At 70.5% G+C, this 22,959-nt stretch carries 17 protein-coding genes; 12 read left to right on the forward strand and 5 right to left on the reverse strand.

The window, feature by feature from the left end; genetic code table 11:
* The first annotated feature begins 56 nt into the window (after positions 1-56).
* A complete protein-coding gene (locus tag MRBLMI1x_RS11290; protein ID WP_363458826.1) occupies positions 57-1,838 on the forward strand; it encodes a glycosyl transferase in 1,782 nt (593 codons plus the stop codon).
* Entirely contained in the window at positions 1,835-2,782 is a 948-nt protein-coding gene (locus tag MRBLMI1x_RS11295) for a tetratricopeptide repeat protein (protein WP_363458828.1), read from the forward strand. The genes MRBLMI1x_RS11290 and MRBLMI1x_RS11295 overlap by 4 nt, the downstream gene beginning before the upstream one ends.
* A gap of 94 nt (positions 2,783-2,876) precedes the next feature.
* Here MRBLMI1x_RS11295 and glgB read toward each other — a convergent pair whose 3' ends face one another.
* From glgB to glgX, 3 genes are read right to left on the reverse strand one after another with little or no spacing between them, the layout of a single operon-like run.
* Complete coding sequence (gene glgB, locus MRBLMI1x_RS11300; RefSeq protein ID WP_363458830.1) at positions 2,877-5,018, reverse strand: 1,4-alpha-glucan branching protein GlgB; 2,142 nt, start codon at positions 5,016-5,018, stop codon at positions 2,877-2,879.
* On the reverse strand, positions 5,015-7,090 hold the full coding sequence (locus MRBLMI1x_RS11305; protein ID WP_363458832.1) for an alpha-1,4-glucan--maltose-1-phosphate maltosyltransferase: 2,076 nt from the start codon (positions 7,088-7,090) through the stop codon (positions 5,015-5,017). The genes glgB and MRBLMI1x_RS11305 overlap by 4 nt, the downstream gene beginning before the upstream one ends.
* 45 nt (positions 7,091-7,135) lie before the next feature.
* Complete coding sequence (glgX, locus tag MRBLMI1x_RS11310; RefSeq protein WP_363458834.1) at positions 7,136-9,235, reverse strand: glycogen debranching protein GlgX; 2,100 nt, start codon at positions 9,233-9,235, stop codon at positions 7,136-7,138.
* Between the two features lie 51 nt (positions 9,236-9,286).
* Between glgX and MRBLMI1x_RS11315 the strand changes: the two genes are divergently transcribed.
* Together MRBLMI1x_RS11315 and mnmA are read left to right on the forward strand one after the other, a co-directional pair.
* On the forward strand, positions 9,287-10,471 hold the full coding sequence (locus MRBLMI1x_RS11315; RefSeq protein ID WP_363458836.1) for a cysteine desulfurase family protein: 1,185 nt from the start codon (positions 9,287-9,289) through the stop codon (positions 10,469-10,471).
* Between the two features lie 9 nt (positions 10,472-10,480).
* Positions 10,481-11,578: a tRNA 2-thiouridine(34) synthase MnmA gene (gene mnmA / locus MRBLMI1x_RS11320; protein ID WP_081626465.1), complete on the forward strand. Its 1,098-nt coding sequence runs from the start codon at positions 10,481-10,483 to the stop codon at positions 11,576-11,578.
* Here mnmA and MRBLMI1x_RS11325 read toward each other — a convergent pair.
* Entirely contained in the window at positions 11,535-12,557 is a 1,023-nt protein-coding gene (locus tag MRBLMI1x_RS11325) for an epimerase (protein WP_363458839.1), read from the reverse strand. The genes mnmA and MRBLMI1x_RS11325 overlap by 44 nt on opposite strands.
* Positions 12,558-12,610: 53 nt before the next feature.
* Between MRBLMI1x_RS11325 and MRBLMI1x_RS11330 the strand changes: the two genes are divergently transcribed.
* Positions 12,611-13,306 (forward strand): DUF4166 domain-containing protein, encoded by a 696-nt coding sequence (locus MRBLMI1x_RS11330; protein ID WP_363458841.1) that lies wholly within the window; start codon positions 12,611-12,613, stop codon positions 13,304-13,306.
* Positions 13,279-15,603: an NAD-dependent DNA ligase LigA gene (gene ligA, locus MRBLMI1x_RS11335; protein WP_363458843.1), complete on the forward strand. Its 2,325-nt coding sequence runs from the start codon at positions 13,279-13,281 to the stop codon at positions 15,601-15,603. The genes MRBLMI1x_RS11330 and ligA overlap by 28 nt, the downstream gene beginning before the upstream one ends.
* A 3-nt stretch (positions 15,604-15,606) precedes the next feature.
* Here the strand turns inward: ligA and MRBLMI1x_RS11340 are convergent, their stop codons facing one another.
* Positions 15,607-17,307, reverse strand: a complete 1,701-nt coding sequence (locus MRBLMI1x_RS11340; RefSeq protein WP_363458845.1) for a long-chain-fatty-acid--CoA ligase — start codon at positions 17,305-17,307, stop codon at positions 15,607-15,609.
* Positions 17,308-17,363: 56 nt separating this feature from the next.
* On the opposite strand from MRBLMI1x_RS11340, the gene gatC reads away from it, so the two are divergent.
* The 6 genes from gatC (at position 17,364) to MRBLMI1x_RS11370 (ending at position 22,952) form a co-directional block, all read left to right on the forward strand.
* Complete coding sequence (gene gatC / locus MRBLMI1x_RS11345; protein ID WP_018188011.1) at positions 17,364-17,663, forward strand: Asp-tRNA(Asn)/Glu-tRNA(Gln) amidotransferase subunit GatC; 300 nt, start codon at positions 17,364-17,366, stop codon at positions 17,661-17,663.
* Complete coding sequence (gene gatA, locus MRBLMI1x_RS11350) at positions 17,660-19,171, forward strand: Asp-tRNA(Asn)/Glu-tRNA(Gln) amidotransferase subunit GatA (protein ID WP_363458847.1); 1,512 nt, start codon at positions 17,660-17,662, stop codon at positions 19,169-19,171. Before gatC ends, gatA begins: the two co-directional genes overlap by 4 nt.
* Positions 19,171-20,688 (forward strand): Asp-tRNA(Asn)/Glu-tRNA(Gln) amidotransferase subunit GatB, encoded by a 1,518-nt coding sequence (gene gatB / locus MRBLMI1x_RS11355; RefSeq protein WP_018188009.1) that lies wholly within the window; start codon positions 19,171-19,173, stop codon positions 20,686-20,688. The genes gatA and gatB overlap by 1 nt, the downstream gene beginning before the upstream one ends.
* Before the next feature lie 73 nt (positions 20,689-20,761).
* Positions 20,762-22,018: a DNA polymerase IV gene (gene dinB, locus MRBLMI1x_RS11360; protein WP_116229057.1), complete on the forward strand. Its 1,257-nt coding sequence runs from the start codon at positions 20,762-20,764 to the stop codon at positions 22,016-22,018.
* A 54-nt stretch (positions 22,019-22,072) separates the two neighbouring features.
* Complete coding sequence (locus tag MRBLMI1x_RS11365; RefSeq protein ID WP_020097236.1) at positions 22,073-22,396, forward strand: hypothetical protein; 324 nt, start codon at positions 22,073-22,075, stop codon at positions 22,394-22,396.
* Entirely contained in the window at positions 22,380-22,952 is a 573-nt protein-coding gene (locus MRBLMI1x_RS11370; RefSeq protein ID WP_363458851.1) for a hypothetical protein, read from the forward strand. Before MRBLMI1x_RS11365 ends, MRBLMI1x_RS11370 begins: the two co-directional genes overlap by 17 nt.
* Positions 22,953-22,959 lie beyond the last annotated feature (7 nt).

Here is a 22,959-nt window from a genome sequence, read left to right on the forward strand (position 1 = left end):
TGGAATGTCGATCGGCCATGCACCCCCTGATGCAGGTCGGAGGAGGGCGGCGGTTCGTGAGATTCGTGTGGGCGATCATCGCCTTCGTACTGGCCACGGTGATGATCGGTGCCGGCATCGCACAGCGCACGATCCTCGAGGCTCCCACGACCGAGACGGCGAAGATCTCGACGGATGGTGCAGAGCCGTACGTTCTGATCGACGGGGCCGTGCTCGCGAGTCATCCCGGTGCGCAGACCGTTCGCATCGACGGGACCGGTCAGGTCTTTGCCGCCTACGGGCGGACCCAGGATGTCACGGCGTGGCTCGCACCGACGCCGTACGTGCACGTGACCCTCGGGAAGGACGGCGAACCGACGTCGAAAACGGTCCCCGCCTCGGCTCCGGTCGAAGGTGCGTCGCCGACGGCGTCTCCCGCCGGATCCGACCTGTGGCTGGACGAGTTCCAGCAGGACGGTTCGCTGGCGACGACGCTGCGGCTGCCCGAGGACATGAGCGTCCTGGTCGCCTCCGACGGCTCGGCGGCCGCCCCCTCCGCCATGAGTGTTTCCTGGCCTACGGGCGCGACAACCCCCTGGGCGGGTCCTCTCCTGGCGGGCGGCATCGCAATGGCCGTCGTGGGGTTGGTCCTCTACATCCTCGCTCTCCGTCATGTACGGCGCTCCCGCGGTCCCCGCCGGAAGGGTCTGCCGCTCACGCAGACCCAGCCGATCGACCTCGCGGTCGAAGAAGCGGAGAAGGGCGTGATCACCGCAGCCCCCACCCGGCGGCGCCTGACGATCGGCCGTCGGCGCAGCGTGGTCGCGCTCTCTGCTCTCGTGGCAGGGGGCATCGCTCTGACCGGCTGCTCGCCCGAGGCATGGCCCGATCTGCAGCCCGGGACGACGCCCTCTCCGACTCCGTCGGTCATCGTCCCGGAAGGTCAGGGTGCTCCGGCCGTCACCCAGACGCAGGCCGAACGGATCCTGACGAGGATCTCCGAGCAGGTGCAAGCCGCCGACAAGGCCAACGACCCGAAGGCGGCGGCGGCCAGGCTGACAGGCCCCGCCCTCGTGGAACGGGAGACCAACTACCGCCTGCGCACGGCACTTCCGAAGTCGGAGGCCCTCCCGGCGATCCCCTCCGGTGACATGACGGCGTTCCTCCCGCAGGCCCAGAACGACTGGCCCCGCATGTTCCTCGCCGTCGTCGAAGACGCCGACGGAGTCGGGACGGTGTTGACCGCCACGCAGGAGAATCCCTGGGCCGAGTACAAGGTCGCCTACATCTCCAGTCTCCGGGCCGACGCCAGCATGAACCTCGCGGCCAAGTACGTGGGCGCCGTCGCCGTGGAGCCGAACTCGCCGTTCCTCCTCATGCCGCCCAAGGACCTCGCGGCCGCGTATGCGGACGTTCTCGACAAGGGTGCCAAGAGCGAATTCGCCGGCATGTTCGACGAGAAGAGCGACACCTTCCGCCCGCTGGTGGCGGAGAACCGCGCGACGCTCCTGAAGAACTTCAACGAGACCGGTGAGAAGACCGGCCGCGTCTCCTTCCTCGCCGAGCCCGGCCCGTCCGAGCCACTCTCACTCGTCACGCTCGACAGCGGCGCGATCGTCGCGGTCACGGTGACGGAGAATGAGACGATCGTGCCGACCGACGAGGACGCCGTGATCAAGCTCGGCGACAACGTCGTCGTGAAGGCGCTGTCCGGCGTCTCGCAATCGAGCACCGGATTCCGCACCCGTTACACCGATCAGCTGTACTTCTTCGTCCCCGCGCAGGGGTCGAACGACAAGATCCAGCTGCTCGCCTCCCGTTCCAACGTCCTCGACGCCAAGGTGGTTGAGAAAGAGTGAGTACCCCCGCCCCCGGTGCCGTCCTGCGCGGCGCCGTCGACCTTTCGTCCCTCCGCAACCGGCCCGCCGGCCCGGCGCCCGCCGGCGGCACCGCGCCCTCGCCGGACGGGCAGGCACCGGCATCCCGCCTCGTCTTCGACGTCACGGATGCGGACTTCGGGCAGGTGCTCGAGTTGTCGAAGACGGTTCCCGTCGTCGTCGACCTCTGGGCCGAATGGTGCGGTCCGTGCAAGCAGCTGAGTCCCGTGCTCGAAAAGCTCGTCACCGAGCTCGATGGCCGACTCGTGCTCGCGAAGGTTGACGTCGACGCGAATCCCCAGCTCGCCCAGAGCTTCCGTGCCCAGTCGATCCCGCTCGTCGTCGCGCTCGTCGCGGGGCAGCCGGTGCAGCTGTTCACCGGTGCGGTCCCCGAGGCGCAGGTGCGCGAGGTGTTCACGCAGCTACTGCAGCTCGCCGCCCAGCACGGCGTCACCGGCACCATTCCGATGGAGGGGGCACCGCCGGCCGAGGGCGATGACGCTGCTCCCGCGCTCCCGCCCCTGCATCAGGCGGCGTTCGATGCGATCGAGGCCGGCGACTATGCCGCTGCCGCGACCGCGTACGAACAGGCGCTGACGGAGAATCCCCGTGACGAGGATGCGAAAGCCGGGCTGGCGCAGGTCCACCTGCTCGCCCGCGTGCAGCACCTCGATCTCGCCGAGGCCCGCGCGGCTGCCGCATCAGCGCCGACCGACGTCGACGCGCAGTTCGCGGTCGCAGACCTCGATCTCGCGGGTGGTCACGTCGACGACGCGTTCGCGCGCCTGCTGGACCTGTTCGCGGCTCTTCCCGCCGAGGAGCGTGCTCCCGTGCGGGAGCGCCTGCTCGAGCTGTTCGGTGTCGTCGGAGACGCCGATGCGCGGGTGATCCGGGCGCGCGGTCGTCTGGCGAGTCTGCTGTTCTGACGGCTTCCGGAGACGACGGAGAAGGGGTCCGGGGCTGAGCCCCGGACCCCTTTCTCACGACTCGCGGCTGTTTCTTACGCCTCGCGGCGGTTTCTCACGCCTCGCGGCGGTGGCGGAGCCAGAGGACGCCCAGCGGCGGCAGAGTCACGTGCGCGGTGCCGTCGGCATCCGTCGTCACGCCTCCGAAGTTGCCGACGCCCGAACCGCCGAACTCGGCCGCGTCGGAGTTGAGCACCTCGGCCCATGCACCGGTTTCGGGCAGCGTCAGTCGCACGTCGTGACGCGGTGACCCGGCGAAGTTGCACAGCACCACGACCGTTCCGCCGTCGTGGTCGCGCCGTGCGAACCCGAGGACGTTGCTGTCGGGGGAGTGCGGCCAGACCCTGGAGAACGCCTCACCGTCGCTGTCCCGCGACCACAGGGGCGCCTCAGCACGGTAGGTGTGGTTGAGGGCTGACACGAAGTGCTGCAGCTGCTGGTGCGCGGGCTGGTCCAGCATCCACCAGTCGAGACCGCGTCCTTCGGACCACTCGGACATCTGCCCGAACTCCTGGCCCATGAACAGCAGCTGCTTGCCGGGGTGCCCCCACATGTACGCCAGGAAGGCGCGCATGTTGGCGAGTTGCTGCCAGTGGTCGCCCGGCATCCGGGTGAACAGCGACCCCTTGCCGTGCACGACCTCGTCGTGGCTGATCGGCAGGACGAAGTTCTCGCTGAAGGCGTAGACGAACGAGAACGAGAGTTCACCCTCGTGGTGAGCGCGGTACAGCGGGTCGCGGCCGATGTAGACGAGCGAGTCGTTCATCCAGCCCATGTTCCACTTGAAGCCGAAGCCGAGACCGCCCTGGCTGGTCGGCGCGGTCACTCCCGGGAAGCTCGTCGACTCCTCGGCGATCATCGCGATGCCGGGGTAGCGCTTGTAGGCCGTGGCGTTGACCTCCTGCAGGAAACGCATCGCCTCGAGGTTCTCGCGGCCGCCGTGGATGTTCGGCTCCCACTCGCCCTCTTCGCGGGAGTAGTCGAGGTAGAGCATCGAGGCGACGGCGTCGACCCGCAGCCCGTCGACGTGGAACTCCTCGAACCAGTACAGCGCGTTGGCGACGAGGAAGTTCCGCACCTCGTTGCGGCCGTAGTCGAAGATGTACGTGCCCCAGTCGCGGTGCTCACCGCGGCGCGGATCCGGGTGCTCGTACAGGGGCGCGCCGTCGAAGCGGGCGAGAGCGAACGCATCCTTCGGGAAGTGCCCCGGGACCCAGTCCATGATGACGCCGATGCCCGCCTGGTGGAGGCGGTCGATGAGGTAGCGGAGCTCGTCGGGCGTACCGAAGCGGCTCGTCGGGGCGTAGTAGCCGGTGACCTGATAGCCCCAGGAGCCGCCGAAGGGGTGCTCGGCGAGCGGCAGGAACTCGATGTGCGTGAAGCCCTGCCCGCCGACGTAGTCGACGAGTTCGTCAGCGGCCTCGCGGTAGCCGAGTCCCGGACGCCAGGACCCGAGGTGGAGTTCGTACGTCGACATCGGCCGGTCGTGCACCGATCCGCTCGCGCGGTCGGCGAGCCACTCGTCGTCCGACCAGGTGTACTCGCTCTCGGTGACGACGGATGCCGTCGCGGGCGGGACCTCCGCGCGACGCGCCATCGGGTCGGCCTTCATGACCCACTGCCCGTCGGCGGTGAGGATCTCGAACTTGTACGCGGATCCCACCCCGATGCCCGGGACGAACAGCTCCCAGACGCCGGTGGAGCCCAGGGAACGCATGGCGTGCTGCGTGCCGTCCCACCCGTTGAGGTCGCCGACGACGCGGACGGCCCGGGCGTTGGGAGCCCAGACGGCGAACGACACGCCGCTCAGCGCGTCGTAGTGGCGCACGTGCGCACCGAGCACCTTCCAAAGCTGCTCGTGGCGTCCTTCGCGGATGAGGTGGAGGTCGACCTCACCGACCGTCGGCAGATGGCGATAGGGGTCGTCGACACGGTAGTCGGGCGCCCCCTCGTAGGTGGCGACGATGTCGTAGGCGGTGGGCTGGACCGTCGTCTCGCCCTCCCAGACGCCCGCGCGGATGTGTCGGAGCTCGACGCGGGCGCCGTCGGAGAGGACGGCGGTCACGGTCTGCGCGAAGGGACGGCGCGCACGCACCACCCACTCGTCGCCCTCCTGGTGGGGGCCGAGCACGTCATGCGGGGCGTGGTAGGAGCCGGCACCGACGGCATCCAGGATCGAATCGTCGGGACGGGTCATGAGCGTGCCTTCACGTGGAGGATGTGGACGGGTTCGGCGAACGCGTCGAGGCGGACGTAGTTGTGTTCGTTCCAGGTCCAGCGGGCGCCGGTGACGAGGTCCTCGACGTCGTAATCGTGGCCGCGGGGCAGACCCCAGAGCTCCGAATCGACGTGGACCGTCGTCTCGCGAGCCGAGTGCGGGTCGACGTTGGCGACGACGATGATCGTGTCGGATTCGCCGGTCGGTGACAGGGGAGCCGGCAGGTGCTTCGCGTAGGCCACGATCGCATCGTCGTCGGACCCGAGCACGTGGAGCCCGCGGAGCTGCCGGAGCGCGGGATGCGCGCGTCGGATCTCGTTGAGCCGGCGCAGGTACGGCGCGAGCGAGTCGCCCGCGGCTTCCGCGGCCTCCCAGTCGCGGAACTTGTACTCGTACTTCTCGTTGTCGATGTTCTCTTCCGAGCCGGGGCGCGCGACGTTCTCGTAGAGCTCGTAGCCCGCGTAGACGCCGTAACTGGCGCCCGCGGTCGCGGCGAGCGCCGCGCGGATGCGGTACGCCGGCCGACCGCCGAACTGGAGGTATTCGGTGAGGATGTCGGGGGTGTTCACGAAGAGGTTCGGCCGCATGAAGTCGGCTGTCTCATCGGAGATCGACGCGAAGAACTCCTCGATCTCGGTCTTCGTGTTGCGCCAGGTGAAGTACGAGTAGCTCTGCTGGAAGCCGCTCTGAGCCAGCGCGCGCATCGGCATCGGGCGCGTGAAGGCCTCGGCGAGGAAGATGACGTCGGGGTGCTCCGCGTTCACCGTGCGGATGAGCCACTCCCAGAACTGCAACGGCTTGGTGTGCGGGTTGTCGACGCGGAAGATGCGTACGCCCTGGCGGATCCAGTGGTGGACGATGCGCAGGACCTCGGCGCGGATGCCTTCCGGGTCGTTGTCGAAGTTGACCGGGTAGATGTCCTGGTACTTCTTCGGCGGGTTCTCCGCGAACGCGATGGATCCGTCCGGGAGGGTCGTGAACCACTCGGGGTGCTCCGTGACCCACGGGTGGTCGGGCGCGGCCTGGAGGGCCAGGTCGAGCGCGACCTCCAGCCCCTGGGCGGCGGCCGCGTCGACGAACGCGCGGAAGTCCTCCAGCGTGCCGAGGTCGGGGTGGACCGTGTCGTGGCCGCCGGCGGCGGAGCCGATGGCCCAGGGGGAACCCGGGTCGCCAGGACCGGCATCGAGGGTGTTGTTCGGACCCTTGCGGTTCACTTCGCCGATCGGGTGGATCGGGGGGAGGTAGAGGACGTCGAAGCCCATGGCCGCGACGCCGGGAAGGCGCTTCGCCGCTGTGCGGAAGGTGCCGCTGCGGACGGTGCCGTCCGGCATCCGCTCGGCGCCCTCGGAGCGCGGGAAGAACTCGTACCAGGCGCCCACACCCGCGCGCTCGCGCTCCACGAGGAGCGTGTTCTCCTCGTGGACGGTGTGGAGCGAGACGGCGGGCCGGTCGGCGAAGGCGTCGGCGAGTCCCGGGTCGCGGACGACGATGAGTGCGGCGGCGTCATCGACGGAGTCGTCCCGGAGCGCGCGGGCGGCGGCCGCGAGGGCGGTCCGTTCGTCTGCCGGTCGGGTCTTCTCCGCGGCTGCGCGTTCGAACAGGCGAGCACCCGTCTCGCGCATGAGGATCGGGTCGACTCCGGCGGCGATCTTCACCTCGGCGGCATGCCGCCACGTCGCGTAGTCATCGGCGAACGTCTCGAAACGGAAGCGCCAGGCTCCCTGCTCGAGGAGCGCGACATGCACCTGCCAGGTGTCGAAGCCGTCGTCCAGCGGATGCAGCCGGTGCAGACTGGCAGCTCCGGAGGGCGACGTCAGCCGAAGGTGCACCCCGATCCGGTCGTGTCCTTCACGGAACGCGGCGACCGTGAAGGGCACCGCCTCGCCCACGAACGCCGACGGGGCGAACTTGCCGCCGGGGACGCTCGGACGGTGTGAGGCGATCGGGATGCGGCCGTTGCGGATTCCGGCATCCTTCTTCGTCGCCTTCGCCGGGCGAAGGGGGATCTCTGCGGAGCTGCGGACGGAAGCGGGGGAGATCGGTGAGGCCACGTTCCGAACCTACCGTTGCCGGGCGGACCCGGAAACGGCCCTGGATCACTCGGCCCGGAACAGGTACATTGACGTCCCCGCCGCGGGGAACGTCTCGCCGGGGGTTCGGACGTCCGCGTGATCGGACGGCCGTTCGTCGACGCTCGACCAGAGCGGGACGAACCTGGTGACCCCGTCCAGCGCGGGCAGCGTGATGTCCGTCCCCCGCTCGCGACCGTGGACGACCAGGAGGATGCGGTTCTGCGCCTCGTGCTCCGGAGTCGACTGGGCGTCGTACTGCAGGGTCCGGTGGGACGGATCCGTCCACTGCTCCACCGACATCGTCTGGCCGTGCTCGTCGTACCAGTCGATCACCGAGGCGCTCGGCACCGTCTTGTCGGCATGCGCGAACCGCACGGGGCGGAGCGCGGGGTTCTCCCGGCGGATGCGCGTGAGCAGCTCGACGTGCGCGCGGAGCTCCTCCTGCCAGTCGCTCAGGTCCCAGTCGTACCAGGTCAGGTCCGAGTCGTGGCAGTACGCGTTGTTGTTGCCGTCTTGGCTCCGGCCGATCTCGTCGCCCGCGGTGATCATCGGGACACCTGCGGACAACAGGAGCGTGCCCATGAGGTTCCGCATGGCCCGCCGCCGCGTGCGCAAGACCGCCTCGTCGTCGGTCGGTCCCTCGAAGCCGTGGTTGAAGGATCGATTGGTGTCCGCGCCGTCGCGTCCGTGCTCGCCGTTGGCGTCGTTGCGCTTGACGTCGTAGGAGACGAGGTCGTGCAGGGTGAACCCGTCGTGCGCGGTGACGAAGTTCACGCTCGCGAGGGGTCCCCGCTCGGCGCTGAACGTGTTGGCGGAGCCGGCCAGGCGGGTGGCGAACCCGCCGATGCCGACGGGCGTCACGTCCGCGCGCCGCGAGTAGTCGATGTCACTCAGCCAGAAGTTCCGGACCCGATCGCGGTACCGGTCGTTCCACTCGCTCCACCCCGTGCCGAACCCGCCGGTCTGCCATCCGCCCAGGCCGACGTCCCACGGCTCGGCGATCTTCTTCACGCCGGTGAGCGCGGGGTCGTCGATGATCGCGCGCAGCAGCGGATGGTCAGCGGTGAACGTGTGCGAGGCATCCCGTCCCAGGGTCGGCGCCAGATCGAATCGGAACCCGTCGATCTGCACCTCGTTCGCCCAGTAGCGGAGGGAGTCGAGGACCAATCGGGCCGCGGCATCCGTCGAGGTGTTGACGGAGTTCCCGCATCCGGTCACGTCGATGTAGGTACCGTCCTCGGCCTGCCGGTAGTAGGCGCGGTTGTCGATGCCGCGGAAGCTCGACCGCGGCTCCCCGAGCCCCTGCTCGGAGGTGTGGTTGTAGACCACGTCGAGGATCACCTCGATGCCGGCCTGGTGGAGCAGCTTGACCATGCCCTTGACCTCGCGGAGCACGGCGCCTGCGCCCTCGGCCTGTGCCGCCGCGGTCGCATACGGGGCGTGGGGCGCGAAGAACCCCACCGAGTTGTATCCCCAGTAGTTGGTCAAGCCCAGCTGCAGCAGGCGCGGCTCGCTGGCGAAGGCGTGGATCGGGAGGAGCTCGACGGCGGTCACGCCGAGGCGCTGGTAGTGCTCGATCATCGCCGGGTGCGCCATGCCGGCGTACGTGCCGTGCAGCGCCGCCGGGACCCCGGGATGCCGCTTGGTGAGCCCCTTGACGTGCGCCTCGTAGACGACGGTGCGGTCGAGGGGCGTCTCGGGCTTGCGCACGCCACCCCAGTCGAAGCACTCGTCGACGACGACCGATCTCCAGGAATGGATGCCGGGCACCGCCAGCCCGCGCGCGTACGGGTCGATGAGGAGGGTCGCGGGATTGAATGTCATCCCCGGGCCGTGCGGTCCGTCGACGCGCACGCTGTATCGCACGCCCGGGCGGAGCACGGGTGTCGTCACCTCCCAGACGCCGCCGCCCGCGGGCGAGAGCGGCAGAGTCTCGACGATCCAGTCGGGGTCGTCGTCGTCGAACACGACCACCTCGACGGCGCTCGCGTCGCCGGACCAGATGCGCAGGGTGGCGACGCCGTCGTGCAGACGTATCCCGAGACGGTCGTACGTGTCCGAGAGGACGTCTGCGGCGGGGGAGACGGATGCCGCGGTGGTCGGGTCGGCCGGGGCGGAGATCATGCGTTCTACAGTAGTGAGCAGGTGATGGACGACAGCGGCAGGCGGAGGGCGATGGGGGTCTATCTGGACCACGCGGCATCCACGCCGCTGCGGCCCGAAGCGCGCGAGGCGTGGCTCGCTGCGGCGGAGCTGACCGGGAACGCGTCCTCGGTGCACGGTGCGGGGCAAGCCGCACGCCGAGTCCTGGAGGATGCGCGCGAGCGCATCGCGGCGGTCCTCGGCTGCGATCCGATCGAGGTCGTCTTCACCTCGGGAGGCACGGAGTCCGTCAACCTCGGCGTGAAGGGGCTGTGGTGGGCGCGGGAGCCCGACCGCTCGGCGATCGTCCTGCCCGACGGCGAGCACCATGCGACCCTCGACACGGTCGAGTGGCTCGCCGCAGCCCAGGGGGCGCAGGTCCGCCCGGTGCCGTTGGACCCGGAGGGGGCGATCGACGCCGACGCCTTCGCCGCGGTGCTGCCGGGTGCGGCCCTCGCGACGGCGCTCGTCGCGAACAACGAGGTGGGGACGGTGTCCGACGTGGCCCGGCTCGCCGCGGCCGCAGCGGATGCCGCCGTGCCGCTGCACCTCGACGCGGTGGGCGCGATCGCCCACACACCGATCGACTTCGCGGCGCTCCGCGGAACGGGGAATGCGCCGCACGGACTCGTCGCCGCCAGTGTCTCGGGTCACAAGGTCGGCGCTCCCGTCGGTACGGGGGCACTCGTGGTCTCTCGGTTCGCCCGGATCGGCGCCGTCCTCCACGGAGGCGGACAGCAGCGAGGTCTCCGCTCCGGCACCCCCGACGTCGCGGGTGCCGCTGCCCTCGCCGTCGCCCTCGAGCTCACAGCGGCTGAGCGGGACGCCGAGTCGCCGCGACTGACGGCGCTCGCGGGTCGGCTGGCCGACGGCATCCGTCGCGTCGTCCCCGGGGCGCGCCTGCTGGGCTCGCCGGACCGGCGGCTGCCGGGCCACGTCCACGTCCTGTTCCCCGACGCGCTGGGCGAGACCCTGCTGTTCCTGCTCGACCACTCCGGCGTCGAGGTCTCCACGGGGTCCGCGTGTCAGGCCGGGATCGCGGAACCGAGCCACGTCGTCATGGCGCTCGGATACGGCGACCGCGAAGCGCGCTCGGTCCTGCGGATCACCCTCGGGCGATCGAGCACGGCGGACGACGTCGACGCGTTCCTCGCGGCGCTCCCGGATGCGCACCGGCGAGCCGCGGCATCCAGCGCCCGTGCGGCCGCCCGCTCGTAGACTGGAACGATGCGCGTACTGGCAGCGATGAGCGGTGGGGTCGATTCGGCGGTTGCCGCGGCCCGAGCCGTCGACGCCGGACACGACGTCGTCGGCGTCCACCTCGCGCTCTCGCGTGCGGGCGGGACGCTGCGCACGGGCAGCCGGGGCTGCTGCACGATCGAGGACGCCCTCGACGCGCGGCGCGCGGCGGATCTGCTCGGCATCCCGTTCTACGTGTGGGACTTCTCCGAGCGTTTCCGAGACGACGTGATCGACGACTTCATCAGCGAGTACCGAGCGGGGCGCACCCCGAACCCGTGCATGCGGTGCAACGAGAAGATCAAGTTCGCGGCTCTCCTCGAGCGCGCGATCGAGCTCGGATTCGACGCCGTCTGCACGGGCCACTACGCGACCCTGGTCGACGGCCCCGAGGGCCGCGAGCTGCACCGCGCGTCGGATGAGGCGAAGGACCAGTCCTACGTCCTCGGTGTGCTGACGGCGGATCAGCTCGCGCACACATACTTCCCGCTCGGCACGACCCCGTCCAAGGCGGTCGTCCGCGCTGAGGCCGCCGAGCGCGGCCTGACCGTCGCCCAGAAGCCCGACAGCCACGACATCTGCTTCATCCCCGATGGCGACACCCGCGGCTGGCTGGCCGAGAAGGTCGGCGCCGAGCAGGGCGACGTGCTCGACCGCGACGGTGCCGTCGTGGGCCGCCACGAGGGTGCGCACGCCTTCACCGTCGGTCAGCGTCGCGGCCTGCAGCTCGGCGTACCGGCCGCGGACGGCAAGCCGCGCTTCGTCCTCGAGGTGCGTCCCGTCTCGAACACCGTCGTCGTCGGCCCCAAGGAGGCGCTCGCGACGGCGGAGATCTCCGGGGAACGGCACAGCTGGGCCGGCCGTGCGCCTGAGGACGGCGCGTTCGCGTGCCACGTCCAGATCCGGGCACACGCCGACCCGGTGCCGGCGCGTGCCATGGTGGCCGCAGGCTCGGTGACGGTCGTCCCCGACGAGCCCTTCGACGGGGTCGCCCCCGGTCAGACGGCGGTCCTCTACGACGGAACGCGCGTCATCGGTCAGTTCACGATCGCGCGGACCGTGTCCGCCGTGCCGCAGGACGCCTGAGCCTCCGCTCGCATTCGACGGACGCGAGCGCCTCGCGCAGGTCGGTGTGCGAGAAGCGGAACCCCGCCTCGACCAGTCGCTCGGGCGCGACCCATCTGCTCTTCAGGATCAGCTCGGGCTCGGTGCGGAGGACCCACATGGCGATCTCGAGCATCCAGCGGAGCGAGGGGATTCCCACCGGCATCCCGACGACGCTCCGGAGGGAGCGCATGAGCGACCGGTTGTCGGATGCCTCGGGCACCGCGACGTTCACGACCCCCGCGATGTCGTCCCGCCGCACGAGGAACCTGATCGCGTCGAGCACGTCGTCGATGTGCACCCAGCTGAACCGCTGACGGCCGCGCGTGCGGTACCAGGGCGGCCGGCCGCCGGTGGGCTCGTCGCCGATGCCGCGATAGCGACGGTGCGGCGGAACCCAGCCGTCGTGCTGCGGCCCGCCGAGGCCGGTACGGGCGAGGGTGAGAAGCATGCGCGTGGCGGGACCGTCGCCGACGACGATCGCCAGGCGGAGCGCGACGCGCCTCGTCGCGGGGAGGTCGCCGGCGAAGAAGGCGCGCTCCCACGCCTTCGCGACGTCGACCGAGAACCCGGCGCCGAGTTCGCCGGTCGACTCGGTGTTCGGCCGGTCCATCGCGTGGCGGTAGATGGTCGCGGTCGACGAGTTCACCCAGAGTCCCGGCGGGACGGATGCCGCCGCCACGGCATCGTGCAGTGCCCGCGTCGTCTCGACACGGGAAGCCAGGATCGCGTCGCGGTTCGCATCGGTGTAGCGGCAGTCCACGGATTTCCCGGCGAGGTTGACGAGGAGGTCCGCGCCGTCGATCGCTGCACGGAGCGCCTCGGGGTCGTTCCAGGACACGCGGGAGGTCCGACCCACCTCGACGACGTCGTAGCCGTCGGCGCGGAGAGAGGCGGCAAGAGCTTCGCCGATGAACCCGCCGGCTCCGGCGACCACGGCACGAGGACGGTCGGTGCTCATGCCTCGACGGTACATGCACCGGCCGCCACCCCCGCCCGCGGTAGATTCCGAGCATGACCGCCGCCGCCGGGGACGCCCCGGCATCCGTCTACCAACGCGTGCTCGGTGAGGCGTACGGCGATCTGCCGTCCGTGCTGGCGCGGTACTTCGGTCCCATCCCTCCTGGGCACGTCGGGGTCGGGGAGGGGACGTACGACACCGTCGGATCCCGCTACCGCCTGATCGTGTGGCCGCTGCTGGTCTGGTCGACGCGGCACGACATGCTCTTCCCCGAGGCGGGCGAGCAGGTGCCGTTCCTGGTCGAGAACCGACCCGTCGCGGACGGTCTCGCCGGATCGCGGTGGTTCGCGTTCCCCGGCCGGCTCCGGGTCATGCGCGACACGATGCGTGCCGGTGACGGGGAGATCATCGAGCGGCTCGGCCGCCGCGGCGGGCTGGAGGTACGCCTTCGTCCCGCAATCGAGGACCGCCGTATGGTGCTGCGCTCAGGACGACTCGCGTGGCGGGTGCGCGGCATCCGCGTCCCTCTGCCCCGGGTCGCCTCGGTCACCGTGCAGGAGAGTGCGGGCCAGGGCGGCGGCGGGCGTCAGCGCGTCGACGTCCGGCTCCGGATGCCTCTCCTCGGCGAGGTCTTCCGGTACTCGGGATCGTTCGCCTACCGCATCGTGCGCGACGACGACAGCGGCTCGGGAGTGTCGGCCGCCCTCCCTACACTGTCGATGTGGCTGACGCAGAACTCCCCGCACTGACACTCGATGAGGCGCGCGCCGCCGCCGAGAGCCTCACCGAGAAGATCCTCGGTGCGCGCGAGGCGTATTACGGCGGCGACGTCGGGCTCGTCGACGACGCGACCTATGACGGGTGGATGCACGAGCTCGAGGCCATCGAGCGCGCGCATCCGGAGCTGCAGGGCCAGGACTCGCCGACGCAGACGGTCGGCGCGGCCGAATCGTCGATGTTCGCCCCCGTCGAGCACGCGGAGCGGATGCTGAGCCTCGACAACGTGTTCTCGCCGGAGGAGTTGCGGGAGTGGTGCACGAAGGCCGAGGCCTCGGCCGGACGCCCGGTGCGCTGGCTCACCGAACTCAAGATCGATGGTCTCGCCATCTCGCTGCGATACGAGGACGGGGTCCTGACCTCGGCCGCGACCCGAGGCGACGGCCGCATCGGCGAGGACGTGACCGTCAACGCGGTGCGCGTGGCCGGCATCCCCGATCGACTGGCGGGGGAGGGGCATCCCGCTCTCGTCGAGGTCCGCGGCGAGGTCTTCATCCCCGTCGCGGCGTTCGAAGAGCTCAACGCGCTTCAGGCGCGGCTGCGAGAGCGCGTCATCGCCGACGCGGCCGCGCGGCCGCGGTACGACGAGGAGAAGGCCCAGAAGAGCGCCGCCCGGCGCTTCCCCGCGTTCGCCAACCCGCGCAATGCGGCCAGCGGCGGACTCCGCCAGCAGCTCGACAAGAAGTCGGGTCTCGAGCTGGAGGCCGGCGAGGCCCGTCTCGCATCGCTGCGCATGTACGTGCACGGGATCGGCGCGTGGCCGGACCCGCCCGTCGCCGCGCAGAGCGACGTGTACGGGCTTCTGGCCGAGTGGGGGCTCCCGGTCAGTCCCTACCCGCGCACCTTCGACGACGTCGACAGCGTCCTCGATTTCGTTGCGGAGTACGGCGAGAAGCGTCACTCCGTCGCTCACGAGCTCGACGGCATCGTCGTCAAGGTCGACGAACTCTCGCTGCACGATGAGCTCGGCGCGACCAGTCGCGCGCCGCGGTGGGCGATCGCCTACAAATACCCGCCGGAAGAGGTGCAGACGCGGCTCGTCGACATCATCGTGTCGGTGGGGCGCACAGGCCGAGCCACGCCCTACGCGCAGATGGAGCCCGCACTCGTCGCCGGAAGCGTCGTGCGTCAGGCCACCCTTCACAACCAGGACGTCGTCAAGGCCAAGGGCGTGCTGATCGGCGACATGGTCGTGCTGCGCAAGGCGGGCGACGTCATCCCCGAGGTGCTCGGACCGGTTGCAGAACTGCGCGACGGCACCGAGCGGGCGTTCGTCATGCCGACGGAGTGCCCCGAGTGCGGTTCGACGCTCGCCCCCGCGAAAGAGGGCGACATCGATCTGCGCTGCCCGAACACCCGCGGCTGCCCCGCGCAGGTGCGCGGCCGCGTCGAACACATCGGCTCCCGTGGCGCGCTGGACATCGAGGCGCTCGGCGAGGTCACCGCGGCCGCCTTGACGCAGCCGCTCCCGCCGCAGGAACCCGCCCTCGACACCGAGGCGGGGCTGTTCGACCTGACGGTGGAGCGGCTCGTCCCGATCGAGGTCATCGTCCGGGACTCCGAGACCGGGGAGGCACGCGTCGACGAGAAGACCGGCGACGTGATCCGGCGCGCTCCCTTCCGCCGCAATCCCAGCGCCGCAGAGAAGAAGGAGGGGCTCACCGGCCCGCAGCCGTCGGCTCAGGCGCTCACCCTCATCGACGAACTCGAGAAGGCCAAGACGAAGGACCTCTGGCGGTTCCTCGTCGCCCTCAACATCCGGCACGTCGGTCCGGTCGCCGCCCGTGCGCTGGCGCAGTACTTCGGCTCACTCGACGCCATCCGCGCCGCCTCGCGCGATGAGCTCGCCTCCGTCGACGGCGTCGGAGGGATCATCGCCGACGCACTGCAGGACTGGTTCGCGGTCGACTGGCACGTCGACATCGTCGATCGCTGGGTCGCGGCCGGTGCGCGCCTGTCGATCCCGGGTCACCCCGGGTCCGGTGCCGCCGCAGCAGCAGGCGGCGTCCTCGAGGGCATCACGGTCGTCGCGACCGGCTCGCTCGAGGGCTACACCCGCGAGGGCGCGCAGGAGGCGATCATGCAGGCGGGGGGGAAGGCGGCATCCAGCGTCTCGAAGAAGACCGACTTCGTCGCTGCCGGCCCCGGCGCGGGCTCGAAACTGGCGAAGGCCGAAGCGCTCGGGCTCCGCATCATCGACGCAGCTCAGTTCCACCTGCTGGTGACCGAGGGGCCGGATGCCCTCGGCGAGGCTCCCGTCGTGGAGTGAGGCTCAGTCCTTCTGCGCGAGCAGCGCGTCCCGCACCTGGCGGCGAAGCACCTTGCCGATGAGCGAGCGCGGCAGGTCGTCGACCGGTTCGATGCGACGCGGCACCTTGTACGGGGTCAGTCGCGTCCGCGCGAAGGAGCGGATGTCGTCGATGTCGAGGTCGGTCACGCCGGGGGCGGGGATGACGACGGCCACGACCTGCTCGCCGCTGTGCGGATCGGGCAGGCCGACCACGGCGGCATCCGCGACCTGCGGGTGCTGACGGAGCGTCGCCTCGACCTCGGACGGCGAGACGTTGAAGCCGCCCGTCACGATCAGCTCCTTCAGCCGGTCGACGACCCGGAAAAAGCCGTCTTCGTCGCGCTCGACGATGTCCCCGGTGCGGAACCAGCCGTCCTCGAGCACCTTCTCGGTCTCCTCCGGCTTGCCGTAGTACCCCGAGAAGACCTGCGGTCCGCGCACCACGAGCTCGCCGGGCTCACCGACACCGAAGACGCGCGACGGGTCCTCCGGATCGACGACCCGCGCGTCGGTCCCGGGGACAGGGATGCCGATCGTCCCCGCCTTCCGGCTGTCGGCCGGCGGGTTCACCATCAAGACGGGTGAGCACTCGCTGAGGCCGTAGCCCTCGATGAGGTAGCCGCCCGTGGCCTCCTCGAAGGGTTCGACGAGCGCCGGGGAGAGGGCCATCGCGCCCGACACGCCGATTCCGATGCCCCGGATCGACGCGCCGGTCTCACGGGCACGAGCGAGCAGGCGCTCCGCGATGGGCGGGACGAGGGGCAGGACCGTCGGCGGGTGCTTCTTGATCGCGTCGATCACCATGTCGGCGTCGAACTTCGGGAAGAGCACGAGACGCGCTCCCATCGACATCGCGAACGTCAGGCACAGCGTGAGCCCGTACGCGTGGAACATCGGCAGGACGGCGTAGAAGACGCATCCGTCCCCGCGGACCACCGCCGGGATGAATGCCTGACTCTGGCGGGCGTTGGCGAGGAGGTTCCGATGGGTGAGCATCGCACCCTTGGGCGTGCCCGTCGTTCCGGAGGTGTATTGGAGGACCGCGAGGTCATCCGTGGCGGGACGGGGGTGGGATGCCGGGAGCGGCTCGGTCCGGACGAGGTCGTCCCACGTGCGCGTCCCGCGCACCGGCGCGGTGAGCGCGTCGCGCGATTCGCGGGCCTTCGCGACCGGCAGCCGGAGCGCGAGCCGGGTGTGCAGCGGGAGTGCCGTCGTGATGTCGACCGACACCAGTGCCTCGACGTGGAGGTCCGCCGGGAACTCCTGGACCGTCGCGACGACCTTGTTCCAGACGATCGCGTGGCGCGCGCCGTGGTCCTGGAACTGGGTCCGCAGCTCCCGCGGCGTGTAGAGCGGATTGTGCTCAACGACGACGGCGCCCAGGCGCAGGACGGCGTAGAAGGCGACGATGTGCTGCGGGCAGTTGGGAAGGACGATCGCGACCCGGTCGCCCTTCTTCACCCCGAGGCGGCGCAACCCGGCCGCCGCTCGACTCACGGCATCCGCCAGCGCGGCGTAGGTCGTCTCCTTGCCGAAGAACTGCAGCGCGGCCGCCTTCGGGTAATCGCGGACGGAGTCGTCGAGCAGATCCATGAGCGACCCGGTGACGGGCGGGAGATCGAGCGGGACGCCGGCGTCGTAGGACGAGAGCCAGGGGCGATCGGCGGAGATCGAATCGGTCACGTCCTCAGCCTAGGGCGAGCGCTCGGACGACGAGTGGCCCGAACTAGACTGGGGGAGTGTCTGAAATCACCCCCGATCTCGTGCGCCATCTCGGCGTGCTCGCCCGGATCCAGTTGAGCGACGAGGAGGTGGAACGCCTCACCGGCCAGCTCGATGCGATCGTCGACAACATCGCCAAGGTCTCCGAGGTCGCCACCCCCGAGGTCGCCGCGACGAGCCACCCGATCCCGCTGAGCAATGTGTTCCGTCCCGATGTCCCCGGCGACATGCTGAGCCTCGACGAGGTGCTTCAGAACGCGCCGGATGCCGCCGACGGCCGGTTCCGCGTGACCGCGATCCTGGGGGAGGAGCAGTGAGCGACATCCTGAAGCTGACCGCTGCCGACCTCTCGGCGAAGCTCCGTTCCGGCGAGCTGTCGAGCGTCGAGGCCACGCAGGCCCACCTCGACCGTATCGCCGCCGTGGACGGCGACGTCCACGCCTTCCTGCACGTCTCGGACCACGCGGTCGAGGTCGCCCAGGACATCGACCGGCGCCGCGCTGCGGGCGAGGAGCTCGGCGAACTGGCCGGCGTCCCGCTCGCCATCAAGGACGTCCTCGTGACGACAGACATGCCGTCGACCAGCGGATCGAAGATCCTCGAGGGCTACATGTCGCCCTACGATGCGACCGTCGTGGCGCGCTCCCGCGCCGCCGGTCTCGTGCCGCTCGGCAAGACCAACATGGACGAGTTCGCCATGGGTTCCTCGACGGAGCACTCCGCGTACGGCCCGACCCACAATCCGTGGGACCTCGACCGGATCCCCGGCGGGTCGGGCGGTGGCTCCGCTGCGGCGGTCGCCGCCTTCGAGGCACCGCTCGCCCTCGGCTCCGACACCGGCGGCTCCATCCGGCAGCCCGCCCATGTGACCGGTACCGTCGGCATGAAGCCCACCTACGGCGGTGTCAGCCGCTACGGCGCCATCGCGCTCGCGTCGAGCCTCGACCAGGTCGGCCCGGTCTCGCGCACGGTCCTCGACTCGGCGCTCCTGCACGACGTCATCGGCGGGCACGACCCCCACGACGCCACGTCCCTCGCCGACGCCTGGCCGTCCTTCGCGGCCGCTGCGCGCGAGGGGGCGACCGGCGAGGTCCTGAAGGGCCTGAAGGTCGGCGTCATCCGCGAGCTCGACGATTCCGGCTTCCAGACCGGCGTCTCGGAGTCGTTCCGCGCCTCCCTCGCCGCGATGGAAGCCGCCGGCGCCGAGATCGTCGAGGTCAGCGCACCCCACTTCGAGTACGGGGTCGCCGCGTACTACCTGATCCTCCCCGCGGAGGCCTCCAGCAACCTGGCCAAGTTCGACTCCGTGCGCTTCGGCATGCGGGTGAACGTGCCCGGTGGCACCGTCGAGGACGTCATGGCCGCGACCCGCGATGCCGGCTTCGGCGACGAGGTCAAGCGGCGCGTCATCCTGGGCACCTACGCCCTGTCGGCGGGGTACTACGACGCCTACTACGGCAGCGCTCAGAAGGTCCGCACCCTGATCCAGCGCGACTTCGACGAAGCGTTCGCGCAGGTCGACGTCATCGCGACGCCGTCGGCGCCGACGACCGCTTTCCGCCTCGGCGAGAAGCTCGACGACCCGATCCAGATGTACCTCAACGACGTGACGACCATCCCGGTCAACCTCGCCGGCGTCCCCGGCATCTCGATCCCCTCGGGCCTCGCGGCGGAGGACGGGCTGCCCGTCGGCATCCAGTTCGTCGCCCCCGCTCGGGAGGATGCACGTCTGTACCGCGTCGGCGCGGCCCTCGAGGCCCTGCTCGTCGACAGCTGGGGCGGTCCGCTGCTGGACCGCGCCCCGATCCTCGGAGGAGCCCGCTGATGGCCAAGGACGCGCTGATGGACTTCGACAAAGCACTCGAGCTCTTCGAGCCGGTGCTGGGCTTCGAGGTGCACGTCGAGCTCAACACCGAGACCAAGATGTTCTCGCCGGCGGCCAACCCGGCGCACGAGGCGAACCACGACGCAGCTCCCAACACGCTCGTCGCCCCGGTCGACATGGGCCTGCCCGGTTCGCTGCCGGTGGTCAACGAGACCGCGGTCCGCTACTCGATCAGCCTGGGCCTCGCCCTCGGCTGCTCGATCGCGCCGTCGAGCCGGTTCGCGCGGAAGAACTACTTCTACCCGGACCTCGGCAAGAACTACCAGATCTCCCAGTACGACGAGCCGATCGCCTTCGAGGGCAGCGTCGAGATCGAACTCGAGGGCGGCGACCTGGTCGTCGTCCCGATCGAGCGCGCGCACATGGAGGAGGATGCCGGCAAGCTCACCCACATGGGCGGTTCGACCGGTCGCATCCAGGGCGCGGAGTACTCGCTCGTCGACTACAACCGCGCCGGCGTGCCGCTCGTCGAGATCGTCACCAAGCCGATCTTCGGCACCGAGCACCGTGCTCCGGAGGTCGCCAAGGCCTATGTGGCGGCGATCCGCGACATCGTGCGGTCACTTGGGATCTCGGAGGCGCGCATGGAGCGCGGCAACCTCCGTTGCGATGCGAACGTTTCGCTCCGCCCCCGCGGTCAGGAGAAGCTCGGCACGCGCACCGAGACGAAGAACGTCAACTCGATGCGTTCTGTGGAGCGTGCCGTCCGTTATGAGATCCAGCGTCAGGCGGCGATCCTCGCCGGTGGCGGCACGATCACGCAGGAGACGCGCCACTGGCACGAGGACACCGGGCGCACCTCGCCCGGCCGCCCGAAGTCGGATGCCGACGACTACCGGTACTTCCCCGAGCCCGACCTCCTGCCCGTCGAGCCGTCCGAGGAGCTGATCGAGGAGCTGCGCGCCGCGCTCCCCGAGGCGCCCTCGGTGTACCGACGACGGTTGAAGACCGAGTGGGGCTTCACCGACCTCGAGTTCCAGGACGTCGCCAACGGCGGTCTCCTCGCCGAGGTCGAGGCGACGATCGCCGCCGGCGCGTCCCCGGCATCCGCTCGCAAGTGGTGGACGGGCGAAGTCACCCGTGTCGCCAACGCGCAGGGAGCCGAACCCGCCGCGCTGGTCTCGCCCGAATCGGTCGCCGAGCTGCAGAAGCTGGTGGATGCCGGCACGCTGACCGACAAGCTCGCGCGTCAGGTGCTCGAGGGCGTCATCGCGGGGGAGGGGACCCCGCAGGAGGTCGTCGACGCGCGTGGTCTCGCCGTCGTCTCGGATGACGGCGCCCTGATCGCCGCCATCGACGAGGCCCTCGCCGCGCAGCCCGACGTTCTCGCGAAGATCCAGGACGGCAAGGTCCAGGCCGCCGGTGCCGTCATCGGCGCCGTGATGAAGGCCATGAAGGGCCAGGCGGATGCCGCACGCGTCCGCGAGCTCATCCTGGAGCGCGCCGGACAGGCCTGACGCTGATCGAGGATGCCGCCGCGCCGCTGCCCGATCCGGGCTCGGTGTCGGCGGCATCGTCGACAATGGAGGTATGGGACGCGGAGACGGGACGGGACGGATCGTCTCGCCCGACGGCGCCGACGACACCGGCACCCGCATCCTCCACGTCGACATGGACGCGTTCTACGCGTCGGTCGAGGTCCTGTACGACCCGTCGCTCGCGGGTAAGCCGCTCATCGTGGGCGGGATGGAGGGGCGCGGCGTCGTCTCGAGCGCGTCGTACGAGGCTCGCCGCTTCGGGGTGAGGTCGGCGATGTCGGTCGGCCGGGCACTCCAGCTGTGCCCGCAGGCGATCGTCGTGGTCCCGCGGTTCGAGCGGTATTCGGAGTTGTCGAAGAAGGTCATGGCGATCTTCCGCGACGTCACCCCGCTCGTGGAGCCGCTCTCGATCGACGAGGCGTTCCTCGACGTGAGCGGTGCGCGCCGCCTCTGGGGGAGTCCCGGCGAAATCGCTCGGATGGTCCGCCGCCGGGTCCTGGAGGAGACCGGACTGACGTGCAGCATCGGCGTCGCGGCCACGAAGCACGTCGCGAAGATCGCCTCGACGGTGTCGAAGCCCGACGGGCTGCTGATCGTCGCTGAGCCCGACACACAGGCGTTCCTCGCTGCTCGCCCGGTCAGCGCGCTCTGGGGCGTCGGTCCCAAAGCTGCAGAGGCACTCGAAGCGCGCGGCATCCGGATGGTGTCCGACATCCTGAACACCCCGCGGAGCGTCCTCGATCGAGCGCTCGGCCCGGCGATGGGCGCGCGTGTCTCGCAGCTCGCGCGCGGCCACGACCCGCGGTCGGTGCAGACGGAGCACACCGAGAAGAGCGTCGGGCACGAGGAGACCTTCCTCGAGGATGTCTCCGACACAGCGATGCTCCGGAGCGAATTCCGCCGTCTCGCCGACAGGGTCGCCTCTCGATTGCGCGCGGGCGGCTGGGAAGCGCGGACGATCGCCATAAAAGTGCGGTTCGCGGACTTCACGACCCTCTCACGGTCGGTGAGCGTCCCTGAGCCCACGAACGTCGGTCAGCGGATCGGCGACGTCGCCCTCGAGCTTTTCGGAAAGATCGACCTCGTCCAGCCCGTCCGGTTGATCGGGGTCCGAGGCGAGAAGCTCACGGGCGACGGTATCGGCGGTCTGGCACTGTGGGACGACGACGCGGAGTGGCGGAGGGTGGATGCCGCTCTCGACGACGCCCGCAGCAGGTTCGGCCGCGGCGCCGTCACGCGCGCGAGCACCCTCGGGCCGCGACGAGACGTCAACGCTCTTCCCACCAACCCGCGCCCCGCGCCGGACTGACCCGAATCGGCGCAACCCCCTGCTTTCCGCGTCGCCTGCGGCTACCGTGAGGGCATGGCAAACCTCCCCCTCGAACTCGGCAAGCAGTTCGCCTCGCTCGGCGTGACCACCGTCTACGGCGAACAGCAGGACGTCGACGGCATCCGGATCATCCCCGTCGCCCTGACCTGGTCGGGCTTCGGCGCGGGAGAGGACACGTCGGGCGGTGCAGGCGGCGGAGGCGGCGGCGGCGCCGCGATCCCGATCGGTGCGTACATCCGCACCGGCGATGACCTGCGCTTCGAGCCGAATCTAGTCTCGCTCGTCGCCGTCGGCATCCCGTTCGTGTGGATCGCGGGACGGGCGCTCAGCCGCGTCATCCGTGCACTCAAGCGCTGATCGGCTCGGGGCTGCCCTCGTCGTCGCGGTCGACGACGTCGCGGACGCCGTTCACGGCGTGCGGCGCGAGCCGGCGGTGGTGCTGGTCGACGGTCGTTCCGGCGCCGGGAAGTCGACGTTCGCGGACCTCCTCGCCGAGCGGCTGGCGGGTGCGGCGATCGTGCGACTCGACGACGTCTACCCCGGCTGGGACGGCCTGCGCGACGGCGCGGACACCGTGCGTCAGGGCGTCCTCGTGCCGCTGCGCAGGGGCGAACCGGGGTCGTGGCCGGTGTGGGATTGGACGACGGATCGGCCCTCGGGGCAGGAGAGGCGCGTCGCCCCCGCGGCCGTCGTCATCGTGGAGGGTTCCGGTGTGCTGACGCCCGCATCGGCCCCGCTCGCGGACGTCGCCGTATGGCTCGACGCGCCCCGGGACGCCCGCCGGGTGCGCGCGCTCGAACGGGACGGCGAGACGTACCGACCGCACTGGGAGCGGTGGGAGAGGCAAGAAGAGGCGCACCTCCGGGATCACCACCCGGATCAGCTCGCGAGCCACGTCTTCCGGCTGCCCTGAACGTCCC

Origin of the sequence: Microbacterium sp. LMI1x-1-1.1, from assembly GCF_040676205.1 — a bacterium.
Classification (GTDB): Bacteria; Actinomycetota; Actinomycetes; order Actinomycetales; family Microbacteriaceae; genus Microbacterium; species Microbacterium aquilitoris.

Excerpts from the sequence above, each read along its gene's own strand:
- glgB (WP_363458830.1), bottom strand. The coding sequence starts at position 5,018 with ATGACCCGTCCCGACGATTCGATCCTGGATGCCGTCGGTGCCGGCTCC.
- glgX (WP_363458834.1), bottom strand. The coding sequence starts at position 9,235 with ATGATCTCCGCCCCGGCCGACCCGACCACCGCGGCATCCGTCTCCCCC.
- MRBLMI1x_RS11315 (WP_363458836.1), top strand. The coding sequence starts at position 9,287 with ATGGGGGTCTATCTGGACCACGCGGCATCCACGCCGCTGCGGCCCGAA.
- mnmA (WP_081626465.1), top strand. The coding sequence starts at position 10,481 with ATGCGCGTACTGGCAGCGATGAGCGGTGGGGTCGATTCGGCGGTTGCC.
- MRBLMI1x_RS11325 (WP_363458839.1), bottom strand. The coding sequence starts at position 12,557 with ATGAGCACCGACCGTCCTCGTGCCGTGGTCGCCGGAGCCGGCGGGTTC.
- MRBLMI1x_RS11330 (WP_363458841.1), top strand. The coding sequence starts at position 12,611 with ATGACCGCCGCCGCCGGGGACGCCCCGGCATCCGTCTACCAACGCGTG.
- gatB (WP_018188009.1), top strand. The coding sequence starts at position 19,171 with ATGGCCAAGGACGCGCTGATGGACTTCGACAAAGCACTCGAGCTCTTC.
- dinB (WP_116229057.1), top strand. The coding sequence starts at position 20,762 with ATGGGACGCGGAGACGGGACGGGACGGATCGTCTCGCCCGACGGCGCC.
- MRBLMI1x_RS11365 (WP_020097236.1), top strand. The coding sequence starts at position 22,073 with ATGGCAAACCTCCCCCTCGAACTCGGCAAGCAGTTCGCCTCGCTCGGC.